This window comes from Rhizobium sp. KNZ14-9A (assembly GCF_056755015.1).
Map to the genome: position 1 here is coordinate 2,455,881 of NZ_JBPGXB010000004.1, position 20,215 is coordinate 2,476,095.

Annotated in this window: 21 protein-coding genes and 2 pseudogenes; 11 read left to right on the forward strand and 12 right to left on the reverse strand. The window is 59.1% G+C overall.

Features of this window, described 5'->3' with window-relative positions; translation table 11 throughout:
• Nucleotides 1–130: 130 nt before the first annotated feature.
• Nucleotides 131–1,468, reverse strand: coding sequence for a GAF domain-containing protein (locus ACR9ZQ_RS41765; RefSeq protein ID WP_310381152.1), 1,338 nt, complete (start codon nucleotides 1,466–1,468; stop codon nucleotides 131–133).
• Complete coding sequence (locus ACR9ZQ_RS41770) at nucleotides 1,465–1,941, reverse strand: hypothetical protein (protein ID WP_310381155.1); 477 nt, start codon at nucleotides 1,939–1,941, stop codon at nucleotides 1,465–1,467. The genes ACR9ZQ_RS41765 and ACR9ZQ_RS41770 overlap by 4 nt, the downstream gene beginning before the upstream one ends.
• Before the next feature lie 168 nt (nucleotides 1,942–2,109).
• On the opposite strand from ACR9ZQ_RS41770, the gene ACR9ZQ_RS41775 reads away from it, so the two are divergent.
• Nucleotides 2,110–2,817 (forward strand): hemerythrin domain-containing protein, encoded by a 708-nt coding sequence (locus ACR9ZQ_RS41775; protein ID WP_481430928.1) that lies wholly within the window; start codon nucleotides 2,110–2,112, stop codon nucleotides 2,815–2,817.
• A 63-nt stretch (nucleotides 2,818–2,880) separates the two neighbouring features.
• Entirely contained in the window at nucleotides 2,881–3,120 is a 240-nt protein-coding gene (locus ACR9ZQ_RS41780; protein WP_310381160.1) for a hypothetical protein, read from the forward strand.
• A 289-nt stretch (nucleotides 3,121–3,409) separates the two neighbouring features.
• Here the strand turns inward: ACR9ZQ_RS41780 and ACR9ZQ_RS41785 are convergent, their stop codons facing one another.
• Together ACR9ZQ_RS41785 and ACR9ZQ_RS41790 are read right to left on the reverse strand one after the other, a co-directional pair.
• On the reverse strand, nucleotides 3,410–4,693 hold the full coding sequence (locus tag ACR9ZQ_RS41785) for an extracellular catalytic domain type 1 short-chain-length polyhydroxyalkanoate depolymerase (RefSeq protein WP_310381162.1): 1,284 nt from the start codon (nucleotides 4,691–4,693) through the stop codon (nucleotides 3,410–3,412).
• A 27-nt stretch (nucleotides 4,694–4,720) separates the two neighbouring features.
• Nucleotides 4,721–5,140: a CopG family transcriptional regulator gene (locus ACR9ZQ_RS41790; RefSeq protein ID WP_481431020.1), complete on the reverse strand. Its 420-nt coding sequence runs from the start codon at nucleotides 5,138–5,140 to the stop codon at nucleotides 4,721–4,723.
• Between the two features lie 322 nt (nucleotides 5,141–5,462).
• On the opposite strand from ACR9ZQ_RS41790, the gene ACR9ZQ_RS41795 reads away from it, so the two are divergent.
• Nucleotides 5,463–5,849 (forward strand): response regulator, encoded by a 387-nt coding sequence (locus tag ACR9ZQ_RS41795; RefSeq protein WP_481430929.1) that lies wholly within the window; start codon nucleotides 5,463–5,465, stop codon nucleotides 5,847–5,849.
• 65 nt (nucleotides 5,850–5,914) lie between these two features.
• On the opposite strand, the gene ACR9ZQ_RS41800 is transcribed toward ACR9ZQ_RS41795, so the two are convergent.
• From ACR9ZQ_RS41800 to ACR9ZQ_RS41830, 7 genes and pseudogenes are all read right to left on the reverse strand, one after another.
• Nucleotides 5,915–6,163 carry a sensor histidine kinase gene (locus ACR9ZQ_RS41800; RefSeq protein ID WP_481431021.1) on the reverse strand — a complete coding sequence of 83 codons (249 nt, stop codon included), beginning with the start codon at nucleotides 6,161–6,163 and terminating at the stop codon, nucleotides 5,915–5,917.
• Nucleotides 6,082–6,660 (reverse strand): GAF domain-containing protein, encoded by a 579-nt coding sequence (locus ACR9ZQ_RS41805; protein ID WP_481430930.1) that lies wholly within the window; start codon nucleotides 6,658–6,660, stop codon nucleotides 6,082–6,084. Before ACR9ZQ_RS41805 ends, ACR9ZQ_RS41800 begins: the two co-directional genes overlap by 82 nt.
• 132 nt (nucleotides 6,661–6,792) lie before the next feature.
• A complete protein-coding gene (locus tag ACR9ZQ_RS41810; protein WP_481430931.1) occupies nucleotides 6,793–7,146 on the reverse strand; it encodes a hypothetical protein in 354 nt (117 codons plus the stop codon).
• A gap of 103 nt (nucleotides 7,147–7,249) precedes the next feature.
• Nucleotides 7,250–7,753, reverse strand: a complete 504-nt coding sequence (locus ACR9ZQ_RS41815) for a YciE/YciF ferroxidase family protein (protein WP_481430932.1) — start codon at nucleotides 7,751–7,753, stop codon at nucleotides 7,250–7,252.
• 86 nt (nucleotides 7,754–7,839) lie between these two features.
• A complete protein-coding gene (locus ACR9ZQ_RS41820; RefSeq protein ID WP_113320991.1) occupies nucleotides 7,840–8,442 on the reverse strand; it encodes a general stress protein in 603 nt (200 codons plus the stop codon).
• A gap of 32 nt (nucleotides 8,443–8,474) precedes the next feature.
• Nucleotides 8,475–8,792: a periplasmic substrate-binding domain-containing protein gene (locus tag ACR9ZQ_RS41825; RefSeq protein WP_113320990.1), complete on the reverse strand. Its 318-nt coding sequence runs from the start codon at nucleotides 8,790–8,792 to the stop codon at nucleotides 8,475–8,477.
• A 299-nt stretch (nucleotides 8,793–9,091) separates the two neighbouring features.
• A pseudogene (locus tag ACR9ZQ_RS41830) lies at nucleotides 9,092–11,467 on the reverse strand (methyl-accepting chemotaxis protein).
• A 483-nt stretch (nucleotides 11,468–11,950) separates the two neighbouring features.
• On the opposite strand from ACR9ZQ_RS41830, the gene ACR9ZQ_RS41835 reads away from it, so the two are divergent.
• The 8 genes and pseudogenes from ACR9ZQ_RS41835 (at nucleotide 11,951) to ACR9ZQ_RS41870 (ending at nucleotide 19,236) form a co-directional block, all read left to right on the forward strand.
• The gene (locus ACR9ZQ_RS41835; protein WP_481430933.1) at nucleotides 11,951–12,973 is read left to right on the forward strand and encodes a methyltransferase; all 1,023 of its coding nucleotides are present in this window, start codon (nucleotides 11,951–11,953) and stop codon (nucleotides 12,971–12,973) included.
• A gap of 201 nt (nucleotides 12,974–13,174) precedes the next feature.
• Nucleotides 13,175–13,936, forward strand: coding sequence for a carboxy-S-adenosyl-L-methionine synthase CmoA (gene cmoA / locus ACR9ZQ_RS41840; protein WP_113320986.1), 762 nt, complete (start codon nucleotides 13,175–13,177; stop codon nucleotides 13,934–13,936).
• Nucleotides 13,937–13,941: 5 nt separating this feature from the next.
• Nucleotides 13,942–14,679 carry a methyltransferase family protein gene (locus ACR9ZQ_RS41845; protein ID WP_481430934.1) on the forward strand — a complete coding sequence of 246 codons (738 nt, stop codon included), beginning with the start codon at nucleotides 13,942–13,944 and terminating at the stop codon, nucleotides 14,677–14,679.
• A 14-nt stretch (nucleotides 14,680–14,693) separates the two neighbouring features.
• Nucleotides 14,694–15,374 carry an outer membrane protein gene (locus tag ACR9ZQ_RS41850; RefSeq protein ID WP_481430935.1) on the forward strand — a complete coding sequence of 227 codons (681 nt, stop codon included), beginning with the start codon at nucleotides 14,694–14,696 and terminating at the stop codon, nucleotides 15,372–15,374.
• Nucleotides 15,375–15,558: 184 nt separating this feature from the next.
• Nucleotides 15,559–16,218 carry a response regulator gene (locus tag ACR9ZQ_RS41855; RefSeq protein WP_481430936.1) on the forward strand — a complete coding sequence of 220 codons (660 nt, stop codon included), beginning with the start codon at nucleotides 15,559–15,561 and terminating at the stop codon, nucleotides 16,216–16,218.
• Between the two features lie 29 nt (nucleotides 16,219–16,247).
• Nucleotides 16,248–17,546, forward strand: a complete 1,299-nt coding sequence (locus tag ACR9ZQ_RS41860; RefSeq protein ID WP_481430937.1) for an ATP-binding protein — start codon at nucleotides 16,248–16,250, stop codon at nucleotides 17,544–17,546.
• A gap of 512 nt (nucleotides 17,547–18,058) precedes the next feature.
• Nucleotides 18,059–18,234: pseudogene (locus tag ACR9ZQ_RS41865) on the forward strand (helix-turn-helix domain-containing protein); the annotation flags it as partial.
• A 669-nt stretch (nucleotides 18,235–18,903) separates the two neighbouring features.
• Nucleotides 18,904–19,236 (forward strand): hypothetical protein, encoded by a 333-nt coding sequence (locus tag ACR9ZQ_RS41870; RefSeq protein ID WP_113184976.1) that lies wholly within the window; start codon nucleotides 18,904–18,906, stop codon nucleotides 19,234–19,236.
• 125 nt (nucleotides 19,237–19,361) lie between these two features.
• On the opposite strand, the gene cysE is transcribed toward ACR9ZQ_RS41870, so the two are convergent.
• A complete protein-coding gene (cysE, locus tag ACR9ZQ_RS41875; protein WP_481430938.1) occupies nucleotides 19,362–20,210 on the reverse strand; it encodes a serine O-acetyltransferase in 849 nt (282 codons plus the stop codon).
• Between the last annotated feature and the right edge of the window lie 5 nt (nucleotides 20,211–20,215).

A 20,215-nucleotide genomic window follows, 5' to 3' on the forward strand; every position in this document is an offset into this window, starting at 1 on the left:
GACTTCACCCTCACCTGCGAGATGGAGGTGGCTATCAACGGAGGGTGACGGTCAGCACCGACGCCGGCTGGTTCGCTGCACCCGAAACCGCGCCAATGTGGCTGCGTTGGCGAAAGGCGGTGCGGAAGGCTTAGTCCTCGATCACCTCGATCTCCGGCCGGCCGGTGAGCGTCAGCCGCAGACGCCCTCGGTCGGCACGTTCCAGTTTGATCGGCCCGGCCTTTTCCTCTAGCCGCCGGCGCAGCAGGATCAGCCGGGTCTCCAGGTTGTCCTTAAAATCCGGCAGCTGCAGGCGCCGGTCGCGGCGGATCTCGCGGTTCAGGAACTCCTGCTTGCCGCTACGGGTGTAGTCTTCGAGAAAGTGCAGCAGCAGCCGCCCCGGCACGCCGCGGATCAGGTAGTCGTCGTCGACGAATAGCGAGCCATCGCGCTGGTAGAAGCGCACCGCGATCCGCCGACCGGCCGGCAGGTGTTCCACCTGCGGCCCGGCCCTGTCGCGCAGGCCCGTCTCGGCCCGCTCGCGCTCATCGGACAGGAAGGAGAGGGCAGTGGCGAGGTGTGCTGCCACTACTGTCAGCGCTTCCTCGTCGCGATGCCGGAAGGTGAAGCGTTCCGTCGATTCCAGGAAGAGCACGCCGACGAGTCTCGAGTGCGCGACCAGCGGCAGAGCGATCTGGCTCAAGGGCTTTTCGAGAGCCGGCAGCGGGATGGATGCGGCGTCCTCGATACCGGCCATGGCCCGCACCGCCTGGACGTAACGCTGGCCGCGGCTGAGATCGGTGATCCGGACGGCGCTCCTGCGCTCGGCGGCGACCCCGATGATGCCGCTCCCGGCCGCAACCTCGGCGCCGAAGCCGAACTGCTCGTAGCCACGGCTGGCGATCGTCGTCAGGCCCCCGCGTTCGCCGTCCGGCACCAGGACTATGGAATGGCCATAGCCGAAGTGCTCGGCCAGCCCCTCGAGCGTCATGTCGAGCAGCGTTTCGGGGTCGGCGCAACCCGACATCCACGCCGCAAGCCTCGCCACCTTGCCCATCAGGTCGGGCAGCACCAGGGGCTCGGGCGCGACGAGCGGATTGGCGGCCGGAACCGGCTGGCAGTCCTCCACCCGGTAAATGTCGAGGGCGCGCAGCTTCATGATCCCGCTCATCCGGCTTTCGAGGATCGCGAGATGGACTGCCACGCGTTCGAAGGCCTCGCCCTCCGTCTCCGAGCGCTCGAAAACAAGGTCGAGCACGTGTTGCTGGCCGCTGTAGCCGTCGACCACCATGACGGTCGCGAACCCGTTGCGCGCCACGTTGGCGGCAGTCTTGGAAAAGAACTGGTTGGAAAGCGCCACATGTGTCTCGTCGACATAGTGCACGTGCGAGAGATAGGAGACGTTGGGCATGCCATTGGCATCGGTGGTGGCGATAACGGAGGGGATGACGCCTTCGAAACTGTCGCGCAGCCGCTCGAGAGGGATCATGCCATGGTTTCCGGCGTCAGCCTGCGTCCGGCGCCCGGCCCCGGCGTCTGCTCGAAGACTTCCTGCGGCTCAATCGTCAGGCAGACAAGATCCTGGTCGGACAGCGTGCTGGAAAGCTGCATGCGGGTGACACCGAGCGCTAGCATGCGCGCCAGCTGCTCGGCGACATAGGCCTCGCCCAGCGTCTGGCAGGCGGCGTCCGCGGGTCCGGCATTCAGGATCCGGCCCTTGATTTGACAGGCCTTGTAATCGGCCGCCCGAACAAAGGTCGTGGCGATCGGGCGCCCGACCAACGCCTCGCCCACGGCCTTCGGCCACTGGCAGCGCGAGGCGAGAAAATGCAGATAGCCGCTTGACCGATCCAAGCGCACGCCCGACCCGCGGCCGATCATTGGGCGGCCGCTAGCGTCGCGCGTCGCAAACAGCATCATGACGGGACTTTCGATGAATTCCGCCAGTTTCGAGCCCAGCAATGCTTTTCTCCCTGCTACGAAGTCACGATAAGTAGTTAGGATATTCTTAGCAATCGTGACGATCGCTTAGGATGGTTTTAGGAAGCTCTTCGCAGGTACCTCGACTATCCCCTCCCTATCGGCCGGTACACAGAGAAACGCCGCCGGCTAAAGAGAGGAAAACCAGTCATGAGCCACGAATTTTCGCTTACCAGCATTCCCGGTCTCAATGGCCGCTACGATATCTACGGCGCCGTCCACAAGGGCCTGCGCAAGGCCGGCTGTGACCTGCTCGCACGCCTCGGCACGGCCGATTTCCACAATGCCGAGGAGACCGGCTTTCTGATCGAGGACCTGCGCCACTACCTGATGCTCGCCGCCTCCCACGTCGGTCATGAAGATGACCACATCCACGAAGCGCTCGCCGCCAAGGGCCTTTCCACCACCACGCTCGACGAACAGCACGACGATCACCGTACTGCCTTCCGTGAACTCGAAGAACTGATCGTCGCCTGGGAAAATGCCTGGCCGCTGCACAGGCCGGCCTGCGGGCGCAAGCTTTACCTCGCTTTCGCGGCGTATATCGCCGACGACTTCGCGCATATGCACGAGGAGGAAGCGGTGACCGGCCCACTTCTGTGGCGCAACTTCACCGACGATGAAATGCTGGGTATCGAGATGCGTATCATCGCTTCCCTGCCGCCGGAAAAGAGCATGGCCTTTATGCGCATCATGATCCCGGCGATCAATCCGGCCGAACGTGCTGCTCTGCTCGGGGCCATGAAGAAGGATGCGCCACCGGAAGTCTTCCAAGCGGTCATCGATTTCGCCGTCCGCCCCGCCCTTTCGGTCGGCGACTTCGCGCAGCTCGCCGGCGCATTGCAGCTGGTAGCCTGAAAGGCCGGCAGCGGGCGGGAGAAGGCTCGCCCGCTGCCGGTCCAGAATTTCCGGAGAAGACCTATGTGCAAACCAAATGGCGAAGTCGCCATCCCGGCCGTATGTCCGCATCGCGGCGATTGCCGTCACTGTCCCATGCTGTACGCGGTCGCGGCCGAGGAGGTAGCCGAGCGGGTTGATGCGCTCGTCCGGCTAAAACCTCCGACGCCTCACGACCGCCTCGTCTGGAACAGGGAAGACCCGACCGTCGCCCGTGACGACACCATCGATATCGCAATGTCACTGGCGCGGCTTGGGAGGTGAGAGAAGCGCTGGCGATCAATCGATCCAAGTCGCGTCGAACCGGAACGGTCGCTGTTTGGGCCGTCGACTAGAATCCCTTCAAAGCGGGCATGGCCATACGTGACCCCGAACGATTTATGCGATACCGATGCTGGCCATCACCTAAATCGTCTGCGATGGAATACGGCCACTTGCCGCCATCGGGCACTTTCTCAGCGGTGACGAACAATGTGCTGCCCTTGACGTGGGCCGAGCAACTCGAGGATCCATGTTCCGGATGCGACGCACTCGCGTACCGCGACCCTACCCCCTACTCAGCGGCCACATTTTCGTGCGAAGCGTTGCCAGGTTCGAGGAAAAAACGCACCATCTCATTTGTTGCGTCCGGCCCGCGCTGGTCTGTGTACGATCCGCGAGCGTCGCCGCCGAACCAGGCATGCCCGGCGCCTTCGACAAGCCAGTATTCTAGCGCCGGCAACCCCTGCGCATTTGTAACAATTTTTCTGGTGTAGGCACGCTTACCGGGGGAGCGGCCGGTATGAGTTTGAATTGTCCTGGTGGGTTCTGGCGGAATGGCCGCCGCGACTATCCGCTCAGCATTTGAGGGATGGACCGTGCGGTCTGCACCACCCTGAAACACGATCGTGCGAACCTCCGGTGTGGAGCGGTAGCGGGGTTTTGGATCAGATATGAGAGGCGCATCTCCTCGCATGACGGAGAAGGCTGACATGACGTCGTTTGCCGAACCGCAGGCCAGTCCGGAATGAATGCCCACGGCGCTGTAAAGATCGGGATACGTCTCGCTCATAACCGCGGCCATGGCGCCGCCGGCTGACAGTCCCGCAACAAAAACCCGACTGCGATCGAGGTGGAATTCCGCCATGATCTCCGCGGTAATTCCAGCAATGATCGATGGCTCCCCTGCATCGCGCGTCTGATCGGAGGGCCTGAACCAGTTCCAGCAGGATGAGGCGTTGTCCGATCCGGTCTGGTGGGGATAGGCAACGAGGAGGCCATGCGCCTCTGCAACGGCGTTCATGCCGGTGCCCGTGGCGAAGTCGCCTGGGTCTTGTTTGCAGCCGTGGAGCATGACGACCAATCCCAGTGGCTGGCCCTGTTTGGATGCCGGTATATAGAGTTTGTAACTTCGGATGCCAGCCGCGCAGGCATAGGATCGTGCCAGAAATCGTGCGCCCGACGGCACAGCAGCAGAGAGTTCAGGTTTCGTCGGTTCGTGCAGACCCAGGCCCGGCACGGAAGCGAATGCGCCAGAGCCTCCCCGTCCCTCGCGTAGGATGCTGAGTGTCTCGCCAAGGGGCTTTCGCAGCCGATTAAATCCAACACCGTCAAGCGGGTTCGTGGCTCCGGCTGCTTGCGGTGTTTCAGGCTCGATGATCTCGGCGTTCGGATCTATCTGAAAAGGTTTCGAATGATGCGCTCGTGCAGCGTCCGAGATGTCGGGTTCCGTTAAGGCATGAGCGCCGGAGATCGGTCGGCTAGCGAGTGCATCCTGGATCACGCGGGTTGCCTCGGCGAGATTGAAGGATCGCGTCAACGACGTCGCACGCCTCATGGCAATGAGGAAATTGTTCATCGGATGTCCTTGTGGCCGGGCCTTAGCCTAGCGAATACGTTCGGCCAATGCCGATTTCAGTTCCGCACTCGCCTGAAGCGCGCCAAGTACGGTGATCAATTCAATTGTCGAAAGAGCGAGCTCGGGTGTGACGTCTGGGGCGATCCGGGCCAGTCCGAGCACCCTGATCTCAAGCTTTTCTCCAGCGGTTTTTATCGCTTCCAGATCAGCCTTGCTGTAGTCCCTTAGGCCAAGTTCCAGCGTTTGCCTGATCGTGGATTGTTTGACAGCCTCACTCTCGCTGGCAAGCTGGTTTCGAATCGCTGTTCGTATGAAATCGCTGCGATTGGAATAAAAACCCTCCTGCACGAGAAGGTCGATACGACCAAGATCGACATAGCCGAGATTGATCGTGATTTTTTCCGACTCGCTATTTTTGTCGCGAAGCTTGTAAACGCCGTCAGCCATCATTATGCACCATCCACGTAGATGCCATATGGATGTCCTGTGGATGGTTTGCAAGGCTTTCAATTATAAACTTCGAAAATAACCAGGCGCCAACCGTGAATGTTTGGTAGAGATCGCTCGGATCTTCATTCTGACCCTCGAGGGCTGATCGCTCCTGCCTCCCGTGTCGCGACAGTCCTGTTGTTGAGGCGGCGGTCGGCTCGTTCGACCCCGGAAGGGGGATTTCGCCGTCATCTCGATTTTTGCAATCGCGCCCGCCCTGGTTATTTTGGGAATTATATCAAAAGCTTGGAACAAGCCTTTACGGATGGTGTTACCGGGCATGGACAAAGAGAGACTCGACAAGATCCCGGGGCCTATCGCACTCGTCGTGGATGACGAACCGTTGATACGGATGGATATCGCCGACATCATTTCCGATGCCGGATATCATGTCGTAGAGGCGGCCACGGCTGACGAAGCTCTGGCGTTTCTCGAGAAATATAGCTCGCTCCAGCTGCTCTTTACGGACGTGCAGACGGGTGGTGATCTCGACGGCTTTGAACTGGCGAGGAAGATCGCCGAGCGGTGGCCGAACATAGAGGTCGTCGTCGCGTCCGGAGCGAGAGTGCCGAAGGAGGGCAAGCTCCCGGGCAATGCGAGCTTCATACGCAAGCCGTTTTCCGCCGAGACCGTTCTTGAAACATTGCAGGAGCACTTCCCATCCTGAGCATCGCCCTGCTCAGACTACGGGGCAGGGCGCTCACGCTGTTTGTTGGACCTGCGCTGACGCGCCTATAGGGGCATCGTCAATGTGAATCGTGTCTCGGACTCGTCCGAATTTACGGAGAGCTTTCCCCCGTGCACTCTGGCGATCTCGCTCGCTATGTAGAGACCAAGACCCAAACCCTGCTGGCTGCTTCGGACTTCGCCCCGGAAAAAGGGCCGAAACGGTGTCGTCTTCACCTTGTCTGATATCGGCTGGCCACTGTTGGCGACCCAGAGTTCCAGACGGCCTCCGGTCGTCGTCGCGCCGATTTCGATGGGCTTTTTGCGGTCGCCACGAGATCGGCATTATTATCCAAGTTACTCACAATCGGTTTGGCGAATAGCCGGAACATCCCTATCGTCACGGAATTGTCGACCTTGTGAGGTGCCGCGTCGATGGCACAGAGCGTTCCAAAGAAGCTGCCGTCGCCTCTGATGATCGGCACGGAGATATAGCTTTTCAGGCCGTAGATCGCAGGCGTGTGATGGTCGCGATATGGTAGGTATGGTAGGCTCTCGTCGACGTCGTCGATGACAACGAAATCGTGACTTTCCCTAATCTCGTGGCAGATCGTCAACTCAACCTTGAGTTCCCCGCCAGCCTTCAGCCCGAAACCGCCATTGTCGAGAATGGCGCATGCAATCCAGCGACTGTCCGTCAGCCGAGCGACCGCAGCAAACCCCATCCCGGTTGTCTTGCAGATGACTTCGAGGATCGTCGGCACCTCTGCCATCCGCCCGATAGCCTGGACGTCTACCTGGATGTCATCCATGGTATCGCTTCTTCTGTAAGCCTTGTTTTTACAATCTTGGAGCGAGGAAGTCGTTTCATTAAGAGATAGGACGGGATGACGATGAGGTGACGACGACGAACGTATTCTCAGTCGAGCCACCACGTCATCATCCTAGTCGAAGTTCAGAGTGGCCTTCAAATGCCTGAGTTCGGCGTCCTGTCGAGCCGTCGCCTGTTTGATCACGTCTCGATGGGCAGCATTGGTCGCGGCGACAACTGTGTTTAATTCCGTTATCTGGCCCTGCAGTTCATATGGCATGCACGCCGATGTTATTGTGTTTCCGGAAGCTGTAGCCGCCCGTCTCATCACGGATGCGCCGCCCTTCCATGTCTCGTTGAACGTATCGGACCAGGCCTCGGGCGCATCGGCCGAAAGCTGCAGCACCATTGTCGTGAGCGGCCCTACCGCGGCGCCGGATGCACCGTCGTTTAACTCGACGATCTTGATATCCTGGAATTCGGTCATCGGAGAGTTCCCTTTCATTGGGTGCCTCGACTGCCTTGGCCGGTCACCGCCGACGATGCGGCGGTGACCGTGGGGTGATGGCTGACGCGGTTGCGTCATGGTGTCAGGCGGCCTTTTCGGCATTCTGATTGACGACTTTTGTCGCAATGGACGTGAGAGCAATATCAGTCGCCTGTTCCTCGTCGAGCGTCGTCTGCAGCAGCTTGGCGGCATCCTTCATTCCCAACTCGAGTGCCCATGTGCGCAGGGTGCCATAGCGCGACATCTCGTAATGTTCGACTGCCTGGGCTGCGGCAAGAAGGCCGGCGTCGAGTGCCGGCGTGCCCTGATACTCGTCCATGATCTCTGCGCCTTCCTTGATGATGCCCATCATCGCATCGCAGGTCTTCTGCTCCGGCTTTTTGCCGATGATCTTGAAGACATCTTCGAGACGGGTGACGTGCACCTTGGTCTCGGCAAGGTGCTTCGTAAAGGCGTCCTTAAGCTGTTTGCTGCTGGCTGCGGCATGCATTTTCGGCAGCGTCGCAACGATCTTGTTTTCGGCAAAATAGACGTCCTTCAAGGTGTCGTGAAACAGGACGTCGAGTGTTTTGGTTTGCTTGGCCATTATTGGCTCCTCGGGTTTGGAATAATTTCTGTGGGACCAGGGCTCCGTTCACGTTCACGGCTGCCGTGAGGCAGCCGTGCATTGGATCAAGCCGTCGGAGGGCGACGGTAGCGGTCGCGTTCCTGTTCGATCTGCTCCGGTCCGTAGGGGTCGAGCGTGTCGTCGAAGCGTGTCCAGCCCTGCTCATTGTAAGCGGCCTTGCGTTCTGCAGGATCGACCCAGTTCGAACGCTTCAGGATCGCTGAGGCTTCCGGAGCAAGGGCATCATCGACCCTGGCTGTGACCAAAGTGCCGCCGCGACGGACCCCTTCGGCGTAGAAGTTGGCGTCGTCCTCAGACACCCCCGAGCCGGTCAATGCTCCGATCAGTCCGCCGGCCGCGCCGCCGGCTACTGCGCCCGCGACGGCACCGACTGCGGTTGCGGCAAGCCAGCCGGCAGCAACCACAGGACCGACGCCTGGAATGGCCATAATGCCGAGCCCGGTCAAAAGACCGCCGGCGCCGCCGACGACGGCACCGAGCCCTGCGCCGGATTCCGCTCCGGTCGCAGCACCGTTAGTGGAATGGCGATCGTCCGCGTTGTTGGAAACGATGCTGATGTCATTTGAGGGAACGCCGGTTGCTTCAAGCGCGCTGACGGCAGAACTCGCATCGGTGTAGTCGTCAAAAAGTCCAGTAATGGTTTTCATGAGAGATATCCTTGGGAATTTGAGGCGTGGCGCTACTTCGCGACGACGTTGCCCTGATAGTCGAGGGCGACTATGACGGCCTTGCCGTCCTTCGTGCCTGCTGCCATCCAGATGCCGTTGTCGTCTTTCTTGAGGTTTTTGACTTCGGAAAAGCCGGCCTTCTCGATGCGTTCCTTGGCCTGAGCCTCGGTGAAGCTGTTTGCGCCTGCGACCGGGGCATCCGGGTTTTTCGCATCGGTCGTTGCGACGGGGGGCGTTGTGGTATCGGTGGAGGAAGCAGGGGCCGTCTGTGCGACAGCAGTCAGTGCCGACGCTCCGACGAGCGCCGCCGCTAGGATCATATTTTTCATTGAGGCTTTTCTCTTTCTCTGACCGGGTTCACACGGCCGTGAAGAGACAACCTATGCAGCCAGTATAAGTTCCGTGCACGTTCCCGGAATATGCGGCGTGCCGACCTTCGCACGTCAGAAAAGATGAGGCCTTAGATGAACCTGATAGGGATCGGTTCAAGCGGACACGATCAGGGCCAACTGCCATATCGAATACGTAAACGGGCCGGAGACATGAATGCATCCGACCAGCAAAACTCAAGCACCGGTCAACATCACATTGCCAATCGGGCGCCATGCAGACATGGCGCGCACCGCGTCTAGAACTCTTCCCAGTTGCCCTCCGTCGTCACCTGTGCTGGCGACGTGCCAAGCGCGACTGCGAGCTTCCCACCGAGTGTGCGGGCTGGCGAGGCAGCGGGCTTATAGTTGGTGGTCGAGGCGGGAACCGCTCTATGCGCAATAAGCGTCGCGACCGGGCGCGCCGACGGCCTGGTAGCCGCACGAGCGGCGGAGGCTGCCTTTGTCGCCTGGCCGAGATTGAACTGGGCCAGACGCCCTGAGAGAGCAGATACCTCCGTCACCAGCGTATGGGAGGCGGCGTTCAATTCCTCGACCATTGCGGCATTCTTCTGGGTCGACTGGTCCATCTGGTTGACGGCCGTGTTGATCTCCATGAGACCCGTCGACTGCTCGCGGGCGGCCTGGACAACCGCCTGGACATTGATGTCAATCTGCTGCACCTCGGCGACGATCGCCTGCAGTGCTTTGCCGGTCTGGCCGACCAGGCTGACGCCACGCTTGACCTGGTCGCCGGACGAGGTGATCAGCGCCTCAATCTCCTTGGCTGCCGCCGCCGAGCGCTGTGCGAGTTCACGTACTTCCTGTGCGACGACGGCGAAACCCTTGCCGGCTTCCCCAGCACGCGCCGCTTCAACGCCGGCATTGAGGGCCAGAAGGTTCGTCTGAAAGGCGATGTCGTCGATCACGCCGATGATGTTGGAGATCGACTGAGAGGATTGCTCGATGCCTCTCATGGCCTCAACGGCACTGCGCACGACCTCCCCGGATTTTTCCGCGCCTTCCTTGGTCCGACCAACGAGAGCCCCCGCCTCCTCGGCGCGAAGGGTGGAGTCCTTGACGGACGTCGTGATTTGCTCGAGCGCGGCGGCCGTCTCCTCGACGGAAGCCGCCTGCTGCTCTGTGCGGCGCGCGAGATCATCGGCGCCCGAGCGGATTTCCTCGGAACCGGCTTGGATGACGGCGGCGTTTTCGGAGAAGGAAATCAGGGCTGCCTGGAGCTTTTCCACAGATGCGTTGAAATCGACGCGGATCTCGTCAAGGGAGTCAGTGAATGGCTTTTCCAGCCGGACGGTCATGTCTCCATTCGAAAGGCGGGCAAGTCCGTTCCCGAGTTCGCTCACCGCGAACTTGATCGAATCCTCGCGGGCGGCATGGAGGACGGAACGTTGCTGCCGTTCGACCTCCTCGCGAGCCCGTGACGTTTCCGCATCGACTTCGAGCTTGATCTTCTGACGATTGCTTTCCAGCAGGATGCCGAGGGAGCGTGACAGGTCGCCGATTTCGTCCTTGGCATTCTTGTCGCTCAGCTGCACGTCGAGTTGGCCATGGGCGATACGATCGGTCTCAGCGATCACGCCTTCTATGCGGCGGATGAATCTGCGGGCAATGAGCCAGCCTGCGAGACCGAGCAGGAAAGCGGCGACAGCCGTGATCGCAACTGCGCTCCAGACCATGTTATTCAGTTGGGCGAAGACCGTGGATTTGGGCACCGAGACGACCGCATACCAGTTCAGGTCATTCGTGAGCTTTACCGGATAGGCAACCGAGAAATAGGCCTGGCCATCAGGGCCTGCGATCTCCTGCTCGACACCGGGTCTTGCGATCAACCGATCCCAACCGGCTGTCAGATCGCCGCCGTCCTTGATATTCGTGCCTGCGAGTTTGGCGGAGGGATGGCTGATGATGCTGCCGGCGCCTGTCACGAGACTGAGATAGCCGGTCTCCATCGGGTGGACTGCAGAGATCGCCTTGTTCGCATCGTCGAGCGAAATGTCCATGCCGGCCACACCGAGCGCCTTGCCTTCGACCATGATCGGCTTGGCGACCGACGTCATCAGCACGTCCTTACCGTCGACCGCGTAAACATAGGGTTCGATGACGACGGTCTTTTTCTGAACAAAGGGAAGCTGGTAGTAGTCGCCGGCGCCCGACACGGTATAATCGACCAGAGGCGTGTGCTAAATCTTGTCGCCACTGCGTACCCAGTAGGGTACATAGCGTCCCGTAGTGTCGTGGCCTTCCTTGTCGACGAAATCCTTGTCCTTGCCGTCGAAGGCATTTGGTTCCCAGCCGGTCCAAACGCCAAGCGCCATCGGATTGTCCTGCAGCGTGTTCCTGAGCAGGGCGTCGGCGGCCGCGCGGTCCGAGTTTCCACCTTCCTTCATCGTCGATAGCGACGTTTCCAGCCCGTTGACGACATTGAGCGCCACGCTCATGGATTTCTCAACGTTGAGCGCGTTGGTGGCAGCGATCTGGAGCATCTGGTCGAGGTTCGATTTGCGCATATCGTTGTAGGCGATATAGGAAAGTACGCCCGATGCTGCGATCGTGGCGACGACACCGCAGGCCGCCACCGAGAAAATATTGCGTCCGGTAGCCGATTTGAACTGCATGCGCTTGCCTCCTCGAGCGGGCATGTGATCGATCGCACCCCGATCTATTCCGTCCCGGTTCCTCTGACCGAGAACTGATTTCGGGACGCGCCTCAACGTTACGAAAATCGTTTGCGAATTAAGGAATATTCGAAGAGGCTTAATTTAGCGTGTATCGTCCGGTATTCGCTAATGAAACGGGCAGCCGTTCACTGGTTGATTTGCAATAATCTGACGACAAGATAGCGTCGCCTTTACTTGCGCCGGGCACAGAGTGGGACCGACTTTTTGCGGCATTCCACAAGGCTCTTTCGCGCCAAGCGAACATCGCGGCAGTTCGGCGAGGACGAGCATCTCGAATAGCGTCGGAGGTGACCGGCAGAGCAGCTCGGCGCGATCACCTGATAGGGTTAGTGGATGCGTATTGTAGAATATGCGGATATACGCATAATTTCTGCTGCTGGCGTTGCCAGGCAGGATCGGTCGAGGGCTTTGGGGGATCCCATGGAAACATTTGTTGACGACGCCCATGCTGGCGTAGTGTCGCCCGAACTTGTGGTCGATGCACTGTTTGCATGCCGAAAGACGGCAGCGATCAGGGCGGCCATCGAGCTCGATCTCTTTACTCATATCGGCGAGGGCAAAACGGCAGCATTGCTGGCGTCGGCGACAAGCGCCTCGGAGCGTGGGGTGCGCATCCTGTGCGACTACCTCGTGGTGCATGGTTTCCTGACGAAGGAGGGCGGACAGTACCGAATGACGCCTTCGACCAGAATGTTCCTCGATCGCAATTCGCCGGCCTATATGGGCTCTGCCGTTGAGTTCGTCGCCGCTCCCGAAGTGCTGGATAATTTTCTGCGCGATCCGGCCGCTGTCGTGCGAAACGGCGGTTCGGCCGGGCTTGCGAACATGTCGGCGGACAACCCGGTCTGGGTGAAGTTTGCGCGCGGCATGGGCTCCTTTACGGGGATGAGCGCCAAAATACTGGCTGGCGAAATCTCGGGCTGGCCGAGGCCTCCCAAAAAGGTTCTGGACATCGCTGCAGGTCCAGGAGTCTTCGGGATCGAAATTGCGAAGGCCGTTCCATTGGCGGAGATCGTCGCCGTTGATTGGGCCGCCGTATTGCAACTGTCGCGGCAGAATGCGGAACAAGCCGGCGTGGCCGACAGGTACCGGGCAATCGCCGGCAGTGCCTTCGATGTGGAGTGGGGCACGGGTTATGATCTCGTGCTGCTTCCGAATTTTCTGCACCACTTCGATTTGTCGACATGTGCCCAACTGTTACGAAGGATCATCGCGAGCCTTGCAGAGGATGGTCGGATCGTCGCGGTTGATTTCGTGCCGAACGAAGATGGCGTGTCGCCGCCTTTTCCCGCGGCCTTCTCCTGGGAGATGCTCGCCGGCACGCCGGCCGGTCAGGCTTATACGCAAAGTGAGCTGACTGAGATGGCAAGACTGGCCGGCTTTGCTGGCGTCATGGTCAAACCGCTACCGCCAACTCCGGCAAGCCTCATTCTTTTTGAATAGCCGGCGACAGTCGCCTGCGCCGCCTGGCCGACACGTGCCGGGTCGCCCAGATCATGCTTTTCCAGGACGTGAGGACCAGACGCGAGGTCTAATACAACCGCGCTTTCAGCCTATTGTCAGGATTCGATGTTAAAGTTTTGTGACGCATTATGGGCGGGGGAATGACGCGCCCAATTTCCATTCATCGACCTTGGAGCGGATATGACCGAACAGTCTAACCGTCTAATATTGCATACTAATTCGCGAGACGAAGTTTTTGCTGAAGAACACGATTCCGTTGCCGACTTTTCGTTCAACTCGACCGTCGCGAATGTCTTTGACGATATGGTCAGCAGATCGGTTCCTTTTTATGGCGAGATGCAACGGATGGTTTGCGAGCTCGCCAGGGATTTCGCACAGCCTCAGTCGAAACTCTATGACATCGGCTGCTCCACGGCCACGACCCTTCTGGCGCTGGACCGTGAAGTCGACAATCACATCGATTTCGTCGGGATCGACAATGCTCCGGAGATGCTGAAGAAAGCTGCCGAAAAGATCGCGGAGTCAGGAACCAACCGCTCAATCGATCTTCACACGGTCGACCTTCATCGCGGCTTCTCGATTGAGAAGGCAAGCGTCGTAACGATGGTGCTGACGCTGCAGTTTGTTCGTCCACTCTACCGCGAGCGGGTCATGCGGACGATTTACGACGGGCTCAACGACCAGGGGTGCCTGCTCCTGGTTGAAAAGCTGACCAGTGAAGACACGACATTCAACCGCCTGTTTATTGATCACTACTACGATTTCAAGCGACGGAACGGTTACTCCACCATCGAGATCTCGAAGAAGCGGGAGGCGCTGGAAAACGTCCTTATTCCTTACCGCTTGGAGGAAAACATCCAGCTCCTTCGTGAAGTCGGCTTCAAGAGCACAGAGGTCTTCTTCCGCTGGTACAATTTCTGCGGGATCGTCGCAATCAAGTGAGCATCATGAAAGACATCATGCTGAGGATTGGCACGTTCCTCTTCAAGTATCGCAATCAGGCTTTCCCGCTGATCATCATAGCGCTCTTTATCGCCGCGCCGCCGTCGACCGCGCCATGGGGAAATCCTGCGCTTGAACAGGCGAAGGACGCGCTGGCGCTACTCATCGTGGTCAGTGGGCTGATCTTGCGGGCAAGCGTTATCGGCTATGCCTATATCAGGCGGGGCGGCTTGAACAAACGTGTCTACGCCGACGAGCTTGTCACCGAGGGCATGTTCGGCGTCTGCAGAAATCCGCTCTACGTGGGCAACATGCTGATCTACGCCGGATTGTTTGTCTTCCACGGCAATCCGGTCGTGATCGTGGTCGGATGCACTCTCTTTGCCTTTTTCTATCAGTGCATCGTCTACGCTGAAGAGGCTTTCCTCCATGATAAGTTCCACGCCGCCTACAAGGCCTACTGCCGGGATGTTCCGCGATGGGCATTGAAACGCGGCGCCTTTGACGAATCGACGAGGGGGATGGTGTTCAACCTGAAACGGGTCGTCGCGAAGGACTATTCCACGGTCTCGTCAACCTTTATCGCGCTGTTGGCAACCGAGTTTTACAGGGTCGCAGTCGGCTCGATTACGGAACAGGAACAAGCCCGTGCAATCGTGCTGGTATTGCTGCTTGCGGCCGTTCTCGCCCTCACAGGCTTAGTCAGCGCTTTCAAAAAGCGTGGTGTATTTAAAGAAATCTAATCCGAAGGTATCCAATGAGACTTGCATTGCGTCTTTCCGCCATGCTTCTGGCGGGCATTGCGTTTTCCGCACTTGCATCGGTGGCTGGCACGGCTTCGGCCGAGGATCTGGAATTTTCTATCTATGGCGGCTACCAGACGGCGCCGCATAGCCACGTCGATGTTTCCGACGGCACCTCCTTCAGCGCCGGCTGGGAGGGCAAGTCGTTCGGCAGCCCGCCCTATTACGGCGGCCGCGTCACCTGGTGGCTGGGCGACTTCAACCTGCCGAACTGGGGCGTGTCGCTCGACTATACCCATGACAAGGTCTATGCCGATGACGAGACCATGGCACGTTCGCCGGGCTGGACGCATTTCGAATTCACCGACGGCCTGAACCTCCTGACGGTCAACGGCCTCTACCAATTCAAGGAGCCGGCCCGCCGCTGGACCCCTTACCTCGGTGCCGGTGTCGGGGTAAACATTCCGCACGTCGAAGTCACTCGTCCCCAGGGCACGACCTTCGACTATGAATTCGGCGGCGTGACCTTCCAGGCGCAGGCGGGCGTCGACTTCCGCGTCACCGACAATTGGTCGACCTTCGTGGAATACAAGGGCACCTATTCGCGCGTCGACGTTCCGATCGACAGCGGCGACCGCCTGAAGACGAACATCGTCACAAACGCCGTCAATGTCGGTATTTCCTACCACTGGTGATACAAGAGAACGCGACCAACGCTGACCTCCAGACGCTGCTCGCTTGTCCGCCCAACCGTCTGGGATCAGGGGACGGACGGGTTCTCGATAGCCGCAACGAGTCCCGAGACTGCTACTTTGGCACTGGTCTGATATGACACCGCCATCGAGCGCTCTCCAAGGCTAAGGCTGGAAGGAATAGATCGTGCGCATTCTCTTGATCGAGGACGACGACATCATCGGCGATGCGGTCCGGGACCATACGAACACGGCAGGTTATGCGACGGACTGGGTCCGTACGATCGTCGATGCAGAAGCCGCGAGCAAGTCCATCGACTACGGCCTGGTCCTCCTTGACCTGCAGCTTCCCGATGGCAACGGCCTGGTCTTCCTTGAATATTTTCGGGCAAGGGGAGGTGACGCTCCGGTCATCGTCCTGACCGCTCGAGATCAGATATCCGACCGCATCGCCGGGCTGAACGCCGGCGCGGACGATTATCTGATCAAGCCCTTCAATCTCGACGAACTCGAAGCTCGAATCCTTGCCGTCCGGCGTCGCTACGAGGGACGTCGGCAAAACACCATTCAGATAGCAGATCTCGTGATCGAGCGATCTACGCACTCTATCAGCGTGGGCGGACAGGACGTTCAGTTGACGCCGCGCGAATGGGCATTGCTCGATCTCCTCGTCGAGCGACCGGGAAAGCTCGTTGCGCTGAAACGGATCGAGGATGCCCTCTATGCTTTTGGCGAGGAGGTCGAGAGCAATACGGTGCAGGTGTACATCAGCAGGCTTCGCAAGAAGATTGGGATGGAGAAGATCAGGACAGCCCGCGGCATCGGCTATATGCTGTCAGTTGAATGACGAGGAACCGCAGCATCATCCGACCCCTCATGGCCGCGCTCACGGGCGCGCTGGTCGGGTTCTGGCTTGGTGCGATCGGGCTTGGCATCTTCGTGATGCGGAGTGAGTTCGACGAGATCTTCGACAACGCGCTTGAGGAAACCACCGAACGGCTGCTGGCGATCGTGGAGGAGGGGCACCTGCCGAATGTTCAGGGCGGTGAGCAGCCCGAGCGGGCGCCGTCCACGCCGTCCAAACATGAATATCTCGTCTACCAGGTCCGCGCCGCCGACGGAGCGGTTGTCTTCCATTCGAAAGACGCCCCCGTCGAGCCATTCGACGCCCCACTCACTGTCGGCTTTCATGATTCCGAAAAATATCGCTTTTACACCGCGATGAGCTCGGACGGCGCTCTCTTCCTTCAGACGGCGGACCGGTTGAGCCACCGACGTGAGGCCGTGCGGGAAAGCGCGGTCACGATGCTCATCCCGCTCGCCATTCTGCTGCCTGTCAGCGTCCTCTTGATGATGTGGATTGCAAGACGAGCAGTAGATCCCATCAACAAGCTGCGCACAGCGATCTCCGAAAAGGACGGTGGCAACCTTTCACCTGTCGAGACGGAGACGTTTCCACGAGAATTGAGGCCGATCGCTCAGTCAGTAAATCTGCTGCTGCAGCGCGTGCAGGCGACTATCGACGCGGAACGGGAATTCGCCACCAACAGCGCTCATGAGCTTCGGACACCTGTAGCCGGGGCCTTGGCGCAAACACAGAGACTTCTTGCCGAGTTGCGGGACGAAGCGTCGAAAGCTCGCGCACGGAACATAGAGACCGCGCTCACCAAGCTTGGGCGCACATCGGAAAAACTCCTGCAGCTTGCTCGAGCCGACGCAGGTCTTGGGCAGACGGCCACGGTGGCCGATCTCGGCAAGGTACTCAGCCTGATCGTCCGCGACTATCAGCGCAATCCTGCAACGGGCAAGAGGCTTATCTACTCCGCTTCGGCAGATCCCCTGATGCGTGCCGTCGATGTGGACGCCTTCGGGATCGTCGCAAGCAATCTCATCGAGAATGCCATCCTGCACGGAAGTCCCGGAGGCACGATCGGCGTTTCGGTCGACGATGATGGCAGCATCACTATCGCCAATGACGGCCCCGTGCTTTCTGCTGCAGAACTGGAAAGCCTGAAAGTTCGATTTCGCAGAGGTGCGACTGTTGCCAAGGGCGCCGGCCTGGGACTTGCCATTGCCGATACTATCGTTCGCCAGATGGGTGGATTATTGGAGCTCCGCTCGCCAGCAAGTGGACGCATGGACGGTTTCGAGGCCCGGATCGTTCTGCGGCGATGAGCTTCAGGTCGCCCTTTGGGTCCACATCTGACGACGAGTTGTCTGCCGGCGAACTGGTGGGCGAGCCAAAAGGCGAATGCGGCGCCACCAGTCCAGCCCATCATCGTATTGCTTGCCCAATGCGCCGATCATCTGCCGGAAGAAGCAGATCGAGACGCCGAGCGCGATCACGAAAGGCCTGAGCGCCGACCGCATCGACTTGATGCTGAAAGCTCAGGTACGCTTCTTTATTGTGGAGGGTGCCTGCGAGATCGCAGTGCATTCGGGATACGCTCAAAGACCTCCGACTAGACATATACTCCGCGTCGAAAGGTCGGACCCGAAGAATATTAGGCTCTCTGCGAACTGCGCCTCGTCGGTGCGGCCAGCGCAAATTGCCGGTCATCAAAACTTCGTCTGACCCCATCGTCACCAAGCATCATGGTAGGAAATGGTCATGCAGTCGTCGCCGTCAGGTGCGGCTGGAAGTTGCATTCCAAAATACCGAGATGCTCATGGATCTGGAAAAGATGCGCAATCTGTCGCGGCTTTTCAACGAGCACACTGGCATGAGCGTGACCGACTATGTAAACCGCATGCGAATCGCGCTCGCACGAGAACTCATCACGGTTCAAGACTCGGCATGGAAAACGTTGCCAAACGCATCGGCTTTTCGTCGGCTCGCCAGTTTCGGCGCGCCTGGAGATGAGTTCACGATACACCGCCGGGCCACGTCCGAGTGCGCCAGGGGGCTAAAAGCTAGATCAAATCCTCCGATCCAAAGACAGAATTCGAATTGTGCTGAGAAACGCGTCGCCGTCTGTTTCAGGGGCAGGCGGTGCGGGTTGCAATTTATAGACAACAAAATCCAGCCGATGCGGTTTTCCCGAACAGTCGCGCTTTAAAAAAGAGCGCGCAAACAACGGCTGCGTGGCAACGGGATCTGTGTCGGATGGACAAAAAAAGAGGCCACGGGCGTAAAGCCGGGCCTCGAGGTGTGAAGGTCAAGAACCTCCAGAGGGGGAACAGCCGACGTAGCGGGTCGGGAGGAATGAACCGCCGAAGATCGTCGACTGTCGAGATGATGACCGAAGGTCGTTGCTGATGCGAAGTATAAGGCACTCAAATCGAGGCGCTCCTTGACAAATTCTACCGCAGACGATCTCAGAAAGACCCGCAATCAGCCGATGGATGGTGAAAGACGATGTCGGCAAGAGCCTGCTGCTGCGGATCGAGAACGTCATTCACGCTCTCGATGCGAGGCTTGAGAGAAGCGTCCGATTAGGCCAGAACAGCCGATCCGTAAGTGGAATCCAATGCTGGCGATCCTCGGCCGACAGCTGTATGCAGCTTGCGGAAAGACGAACGAAGGTCACCTATGAGAATAGAATTTCTGCTTTGGCTCGCCGGCGCAATGGCAACATTCCTCGGTGCGGCGACCGCTTCACGCACCTATATCGCGACCAACAGCATTCTTGTGCTGGTCCTGTCACTTGCGCTTTATTGTGTGGGTAATCTGATCATGGTGCGGCTGATGAGAGAGGGTGGAATGGGGCTCGCCATATCGGTTTCCGCCGTTGCTCAGCTGTTGCTCATCAACGTGATCGCATATTTTGTCTTTGACGAGCGGCTCGCTCCCTCACAGATGGTAGGTGCAGGACTGGGCTTGGTCGCAATGATGCTATTGTTATTCCCGATTGGGCAAAGATAGCAGAGCCTGAAGCGGCGAGTACGGTCCTTCGAAAGATGCGAAACCAGAACGCAACGAGGGGCAATATCCGCCCCAGAGTCCCTTCGGGATAGCATCCGGGACAGCAGCGTCTGCGAAATCCTGCATCAGATAATGTATTCCGGCTCTGCCAGCGCTTGATCCATCGTGATGCCGGGAAGGCTTGAATGGCGTTTTCCGGTCGGTGTCGCCGGAATGCCGACGACGGAGGTGTAGGGCGCAACGGAACCGACGACCACGCTGCCGGCCCCAACCTTGGCGCCGACGCCGATCTCTACATTACCGAGGATTTTGGCTCCGGCTCCGATGAGCGCCCCACGCCTCACTTTCGGATGGCGATCACCGCCTTCCTTGCCGGTTCCGCCCAAGGTCACGTTTTGAAGGATCGATACGTCGTCTTCGACAACCGCTGTCTCGCCGATAACGAGGCCGCTTCCATGATCGAGCATGATGCTCTTTCCCATTTTCGCGGCGGGATGAATATCGACCCCAAAGACTTCGGAAATGCGGCTTTGCAAATGCCGGGCCATATGGATGCGGTCATGATGCCAAAGCCAATGCGCGACACGCTGTCCCTGCAAAGCCACGAATCCCTTGAAATATAGGAATGGCGTCAGGATTTCCGCATTTGAGGGGTCACGTTCCTTGATCGCCGCCAAATCCGCAGCAGCATGATCGACGATATCTGCGTTGCTGATCAGCGCTTGGGCGATCACGGACAGCAGCTCATCCTGATCAAGGTCGTGGTTGGCAAGTTTGAAGGCGATGCGCTGCGCGAGCGCCTGAGCAAAACTCGCATGATAAAGAACTGCGGAATTCATTGTACGGGCCAGGGACGGATCCTTCGAGGCTGCATCCATCGCCTCACCGCAAAGCGCGTCCCACAATTTAGAAACGTCTGACGACGGGGGCGGTTCTTTTGACAGATCGCTCAAGCTGCGGTTTAAACCTGCCATGCCAA

Coding starts and splice junctions, on each gene's coding strand:
- ACR9ZQ_RS41765 (WP_310381152.1), bottom strand. CDS start 1,468: ATGATCCCTCTCGAGCGGCTGCGCGACAGTTTCGAAGGCGTCATCCCC.
- ACR9ZQ_RS41775 (WP_481430928.1), top strand. CDS start 2,110: ATGAGCCACGAATTTTCGCTTACCAGCATTCCCGGTCTCAATGGCCGC.
- ACR9ZQ_RS41780 (WP_310381160.1), top strand. CDS start 2,881: ATGTGCAAACCAAATGGCGAAGTCGCCATCCCGGCCGTATGTCCGCAT.
- ACR9ZQ_RS41785 (WP_310381162.1), bottom strand. CDS start 4,693: ATGAACAATTTCCTCATTGCCATGAGGCGTGCGACGTCGTTGACGCGA.
- ACR9ZQ_RS41790 (WP_481431020.1), bottom strand. CDS start 5,140: ATGGCTGACGGCGTTTACAAGCTTCGCGACAAAAATAGCGAGTCGGAA.
- ACR9ZQ_RS41795 (WP_481430929.1), top strand. CDS start 5,463: ATGGACAAAGAGAGACTCGACAAGATCCCGGGGCCTATCGCACTCGTC.
- ACR9ZQ_RS41805 (WP_481430930.1), bottom strand. CDS start 6,660: ATGGATGACATCCAGGTAGACGTCCAGGCTATCGGGCGGATGGCAGAG.
- ACR9ZQ_RS41810 (WP_481430931.1), bottom strand. CDS start 7,146: ATGACCGAATTCCAGGATATCAAGATCGTCGAGTTAAACGACGGTGCA.
- ACR9ZQ_RS41815 (WP_481430932.1), bottom strand. CDS start 7,753: ATGGCCAAGCAAACCAAAACACTCGACGTCCTGTTTCACGACACCTTG.
- ACR9ZQ_RS41820 (WP_113320991.1), bottom strand. CDS start 8,442: ATGAAAACCATTACTGGACTTTTTGACGACTACACCGATGCGAGTTCT.
- ACR9ZQ_RS41825 (WP_113320990.1), bottom strand. CDS start 8,792: ATGAAAAATATGATCCTAGCGGCGGCGCTCGTCGGAGCGTCGGCACTG.
- ACR9ZQ_RS41835 (WP_481430933.1), top strand. CDS start 11,951: ATGGAAACATTTGTTGACGACGCCCATGCTGGCGTAGTGTCGCCCGAA.
- cmoA (WP_113320986.1), top strand. CDS start 13,175: ATGACCGAACAGTCTAACCGTCTAATATTGCATACTAATTCGCGAGAC.
- ACR9ZQ_RS41845 (WP_481430934.1), top strand. CDS start 13,942: ATGAAAGACATCATGCTGAGGATTGGCACGTTCCTCTTCAAGTATCGC.
- ACR9ZQ_RS41850 (WP_481430935.1), top strand. CDS start 14,694: ATGAGACTTGCATTGCGTCTTTCCGCCATGCTTCTGGCGGGCATTGCG.
- ACR9ZQ_RS41860 (WP_481430937.1), top strand. CDS start 16,248: ATGGCCGCGCTCACGGGCGCGCTGGTCGGGTTCTGGCTTGGTGCGATC.
- ACR9ZQ_RS41870 (WP_113184976.1), top strand. CDS start 18,904: ATGAGAATAGAATTTCTGCTTTGGCTCGCCGGCGCAATGGCAACATTC.
- cysE (WP_481430938.1), bottom strand. CDS start 20,210: ATGGCAGGTTTAAACCGCAGCTTGAGCGATCTGTCAAAAGAACCGCCC.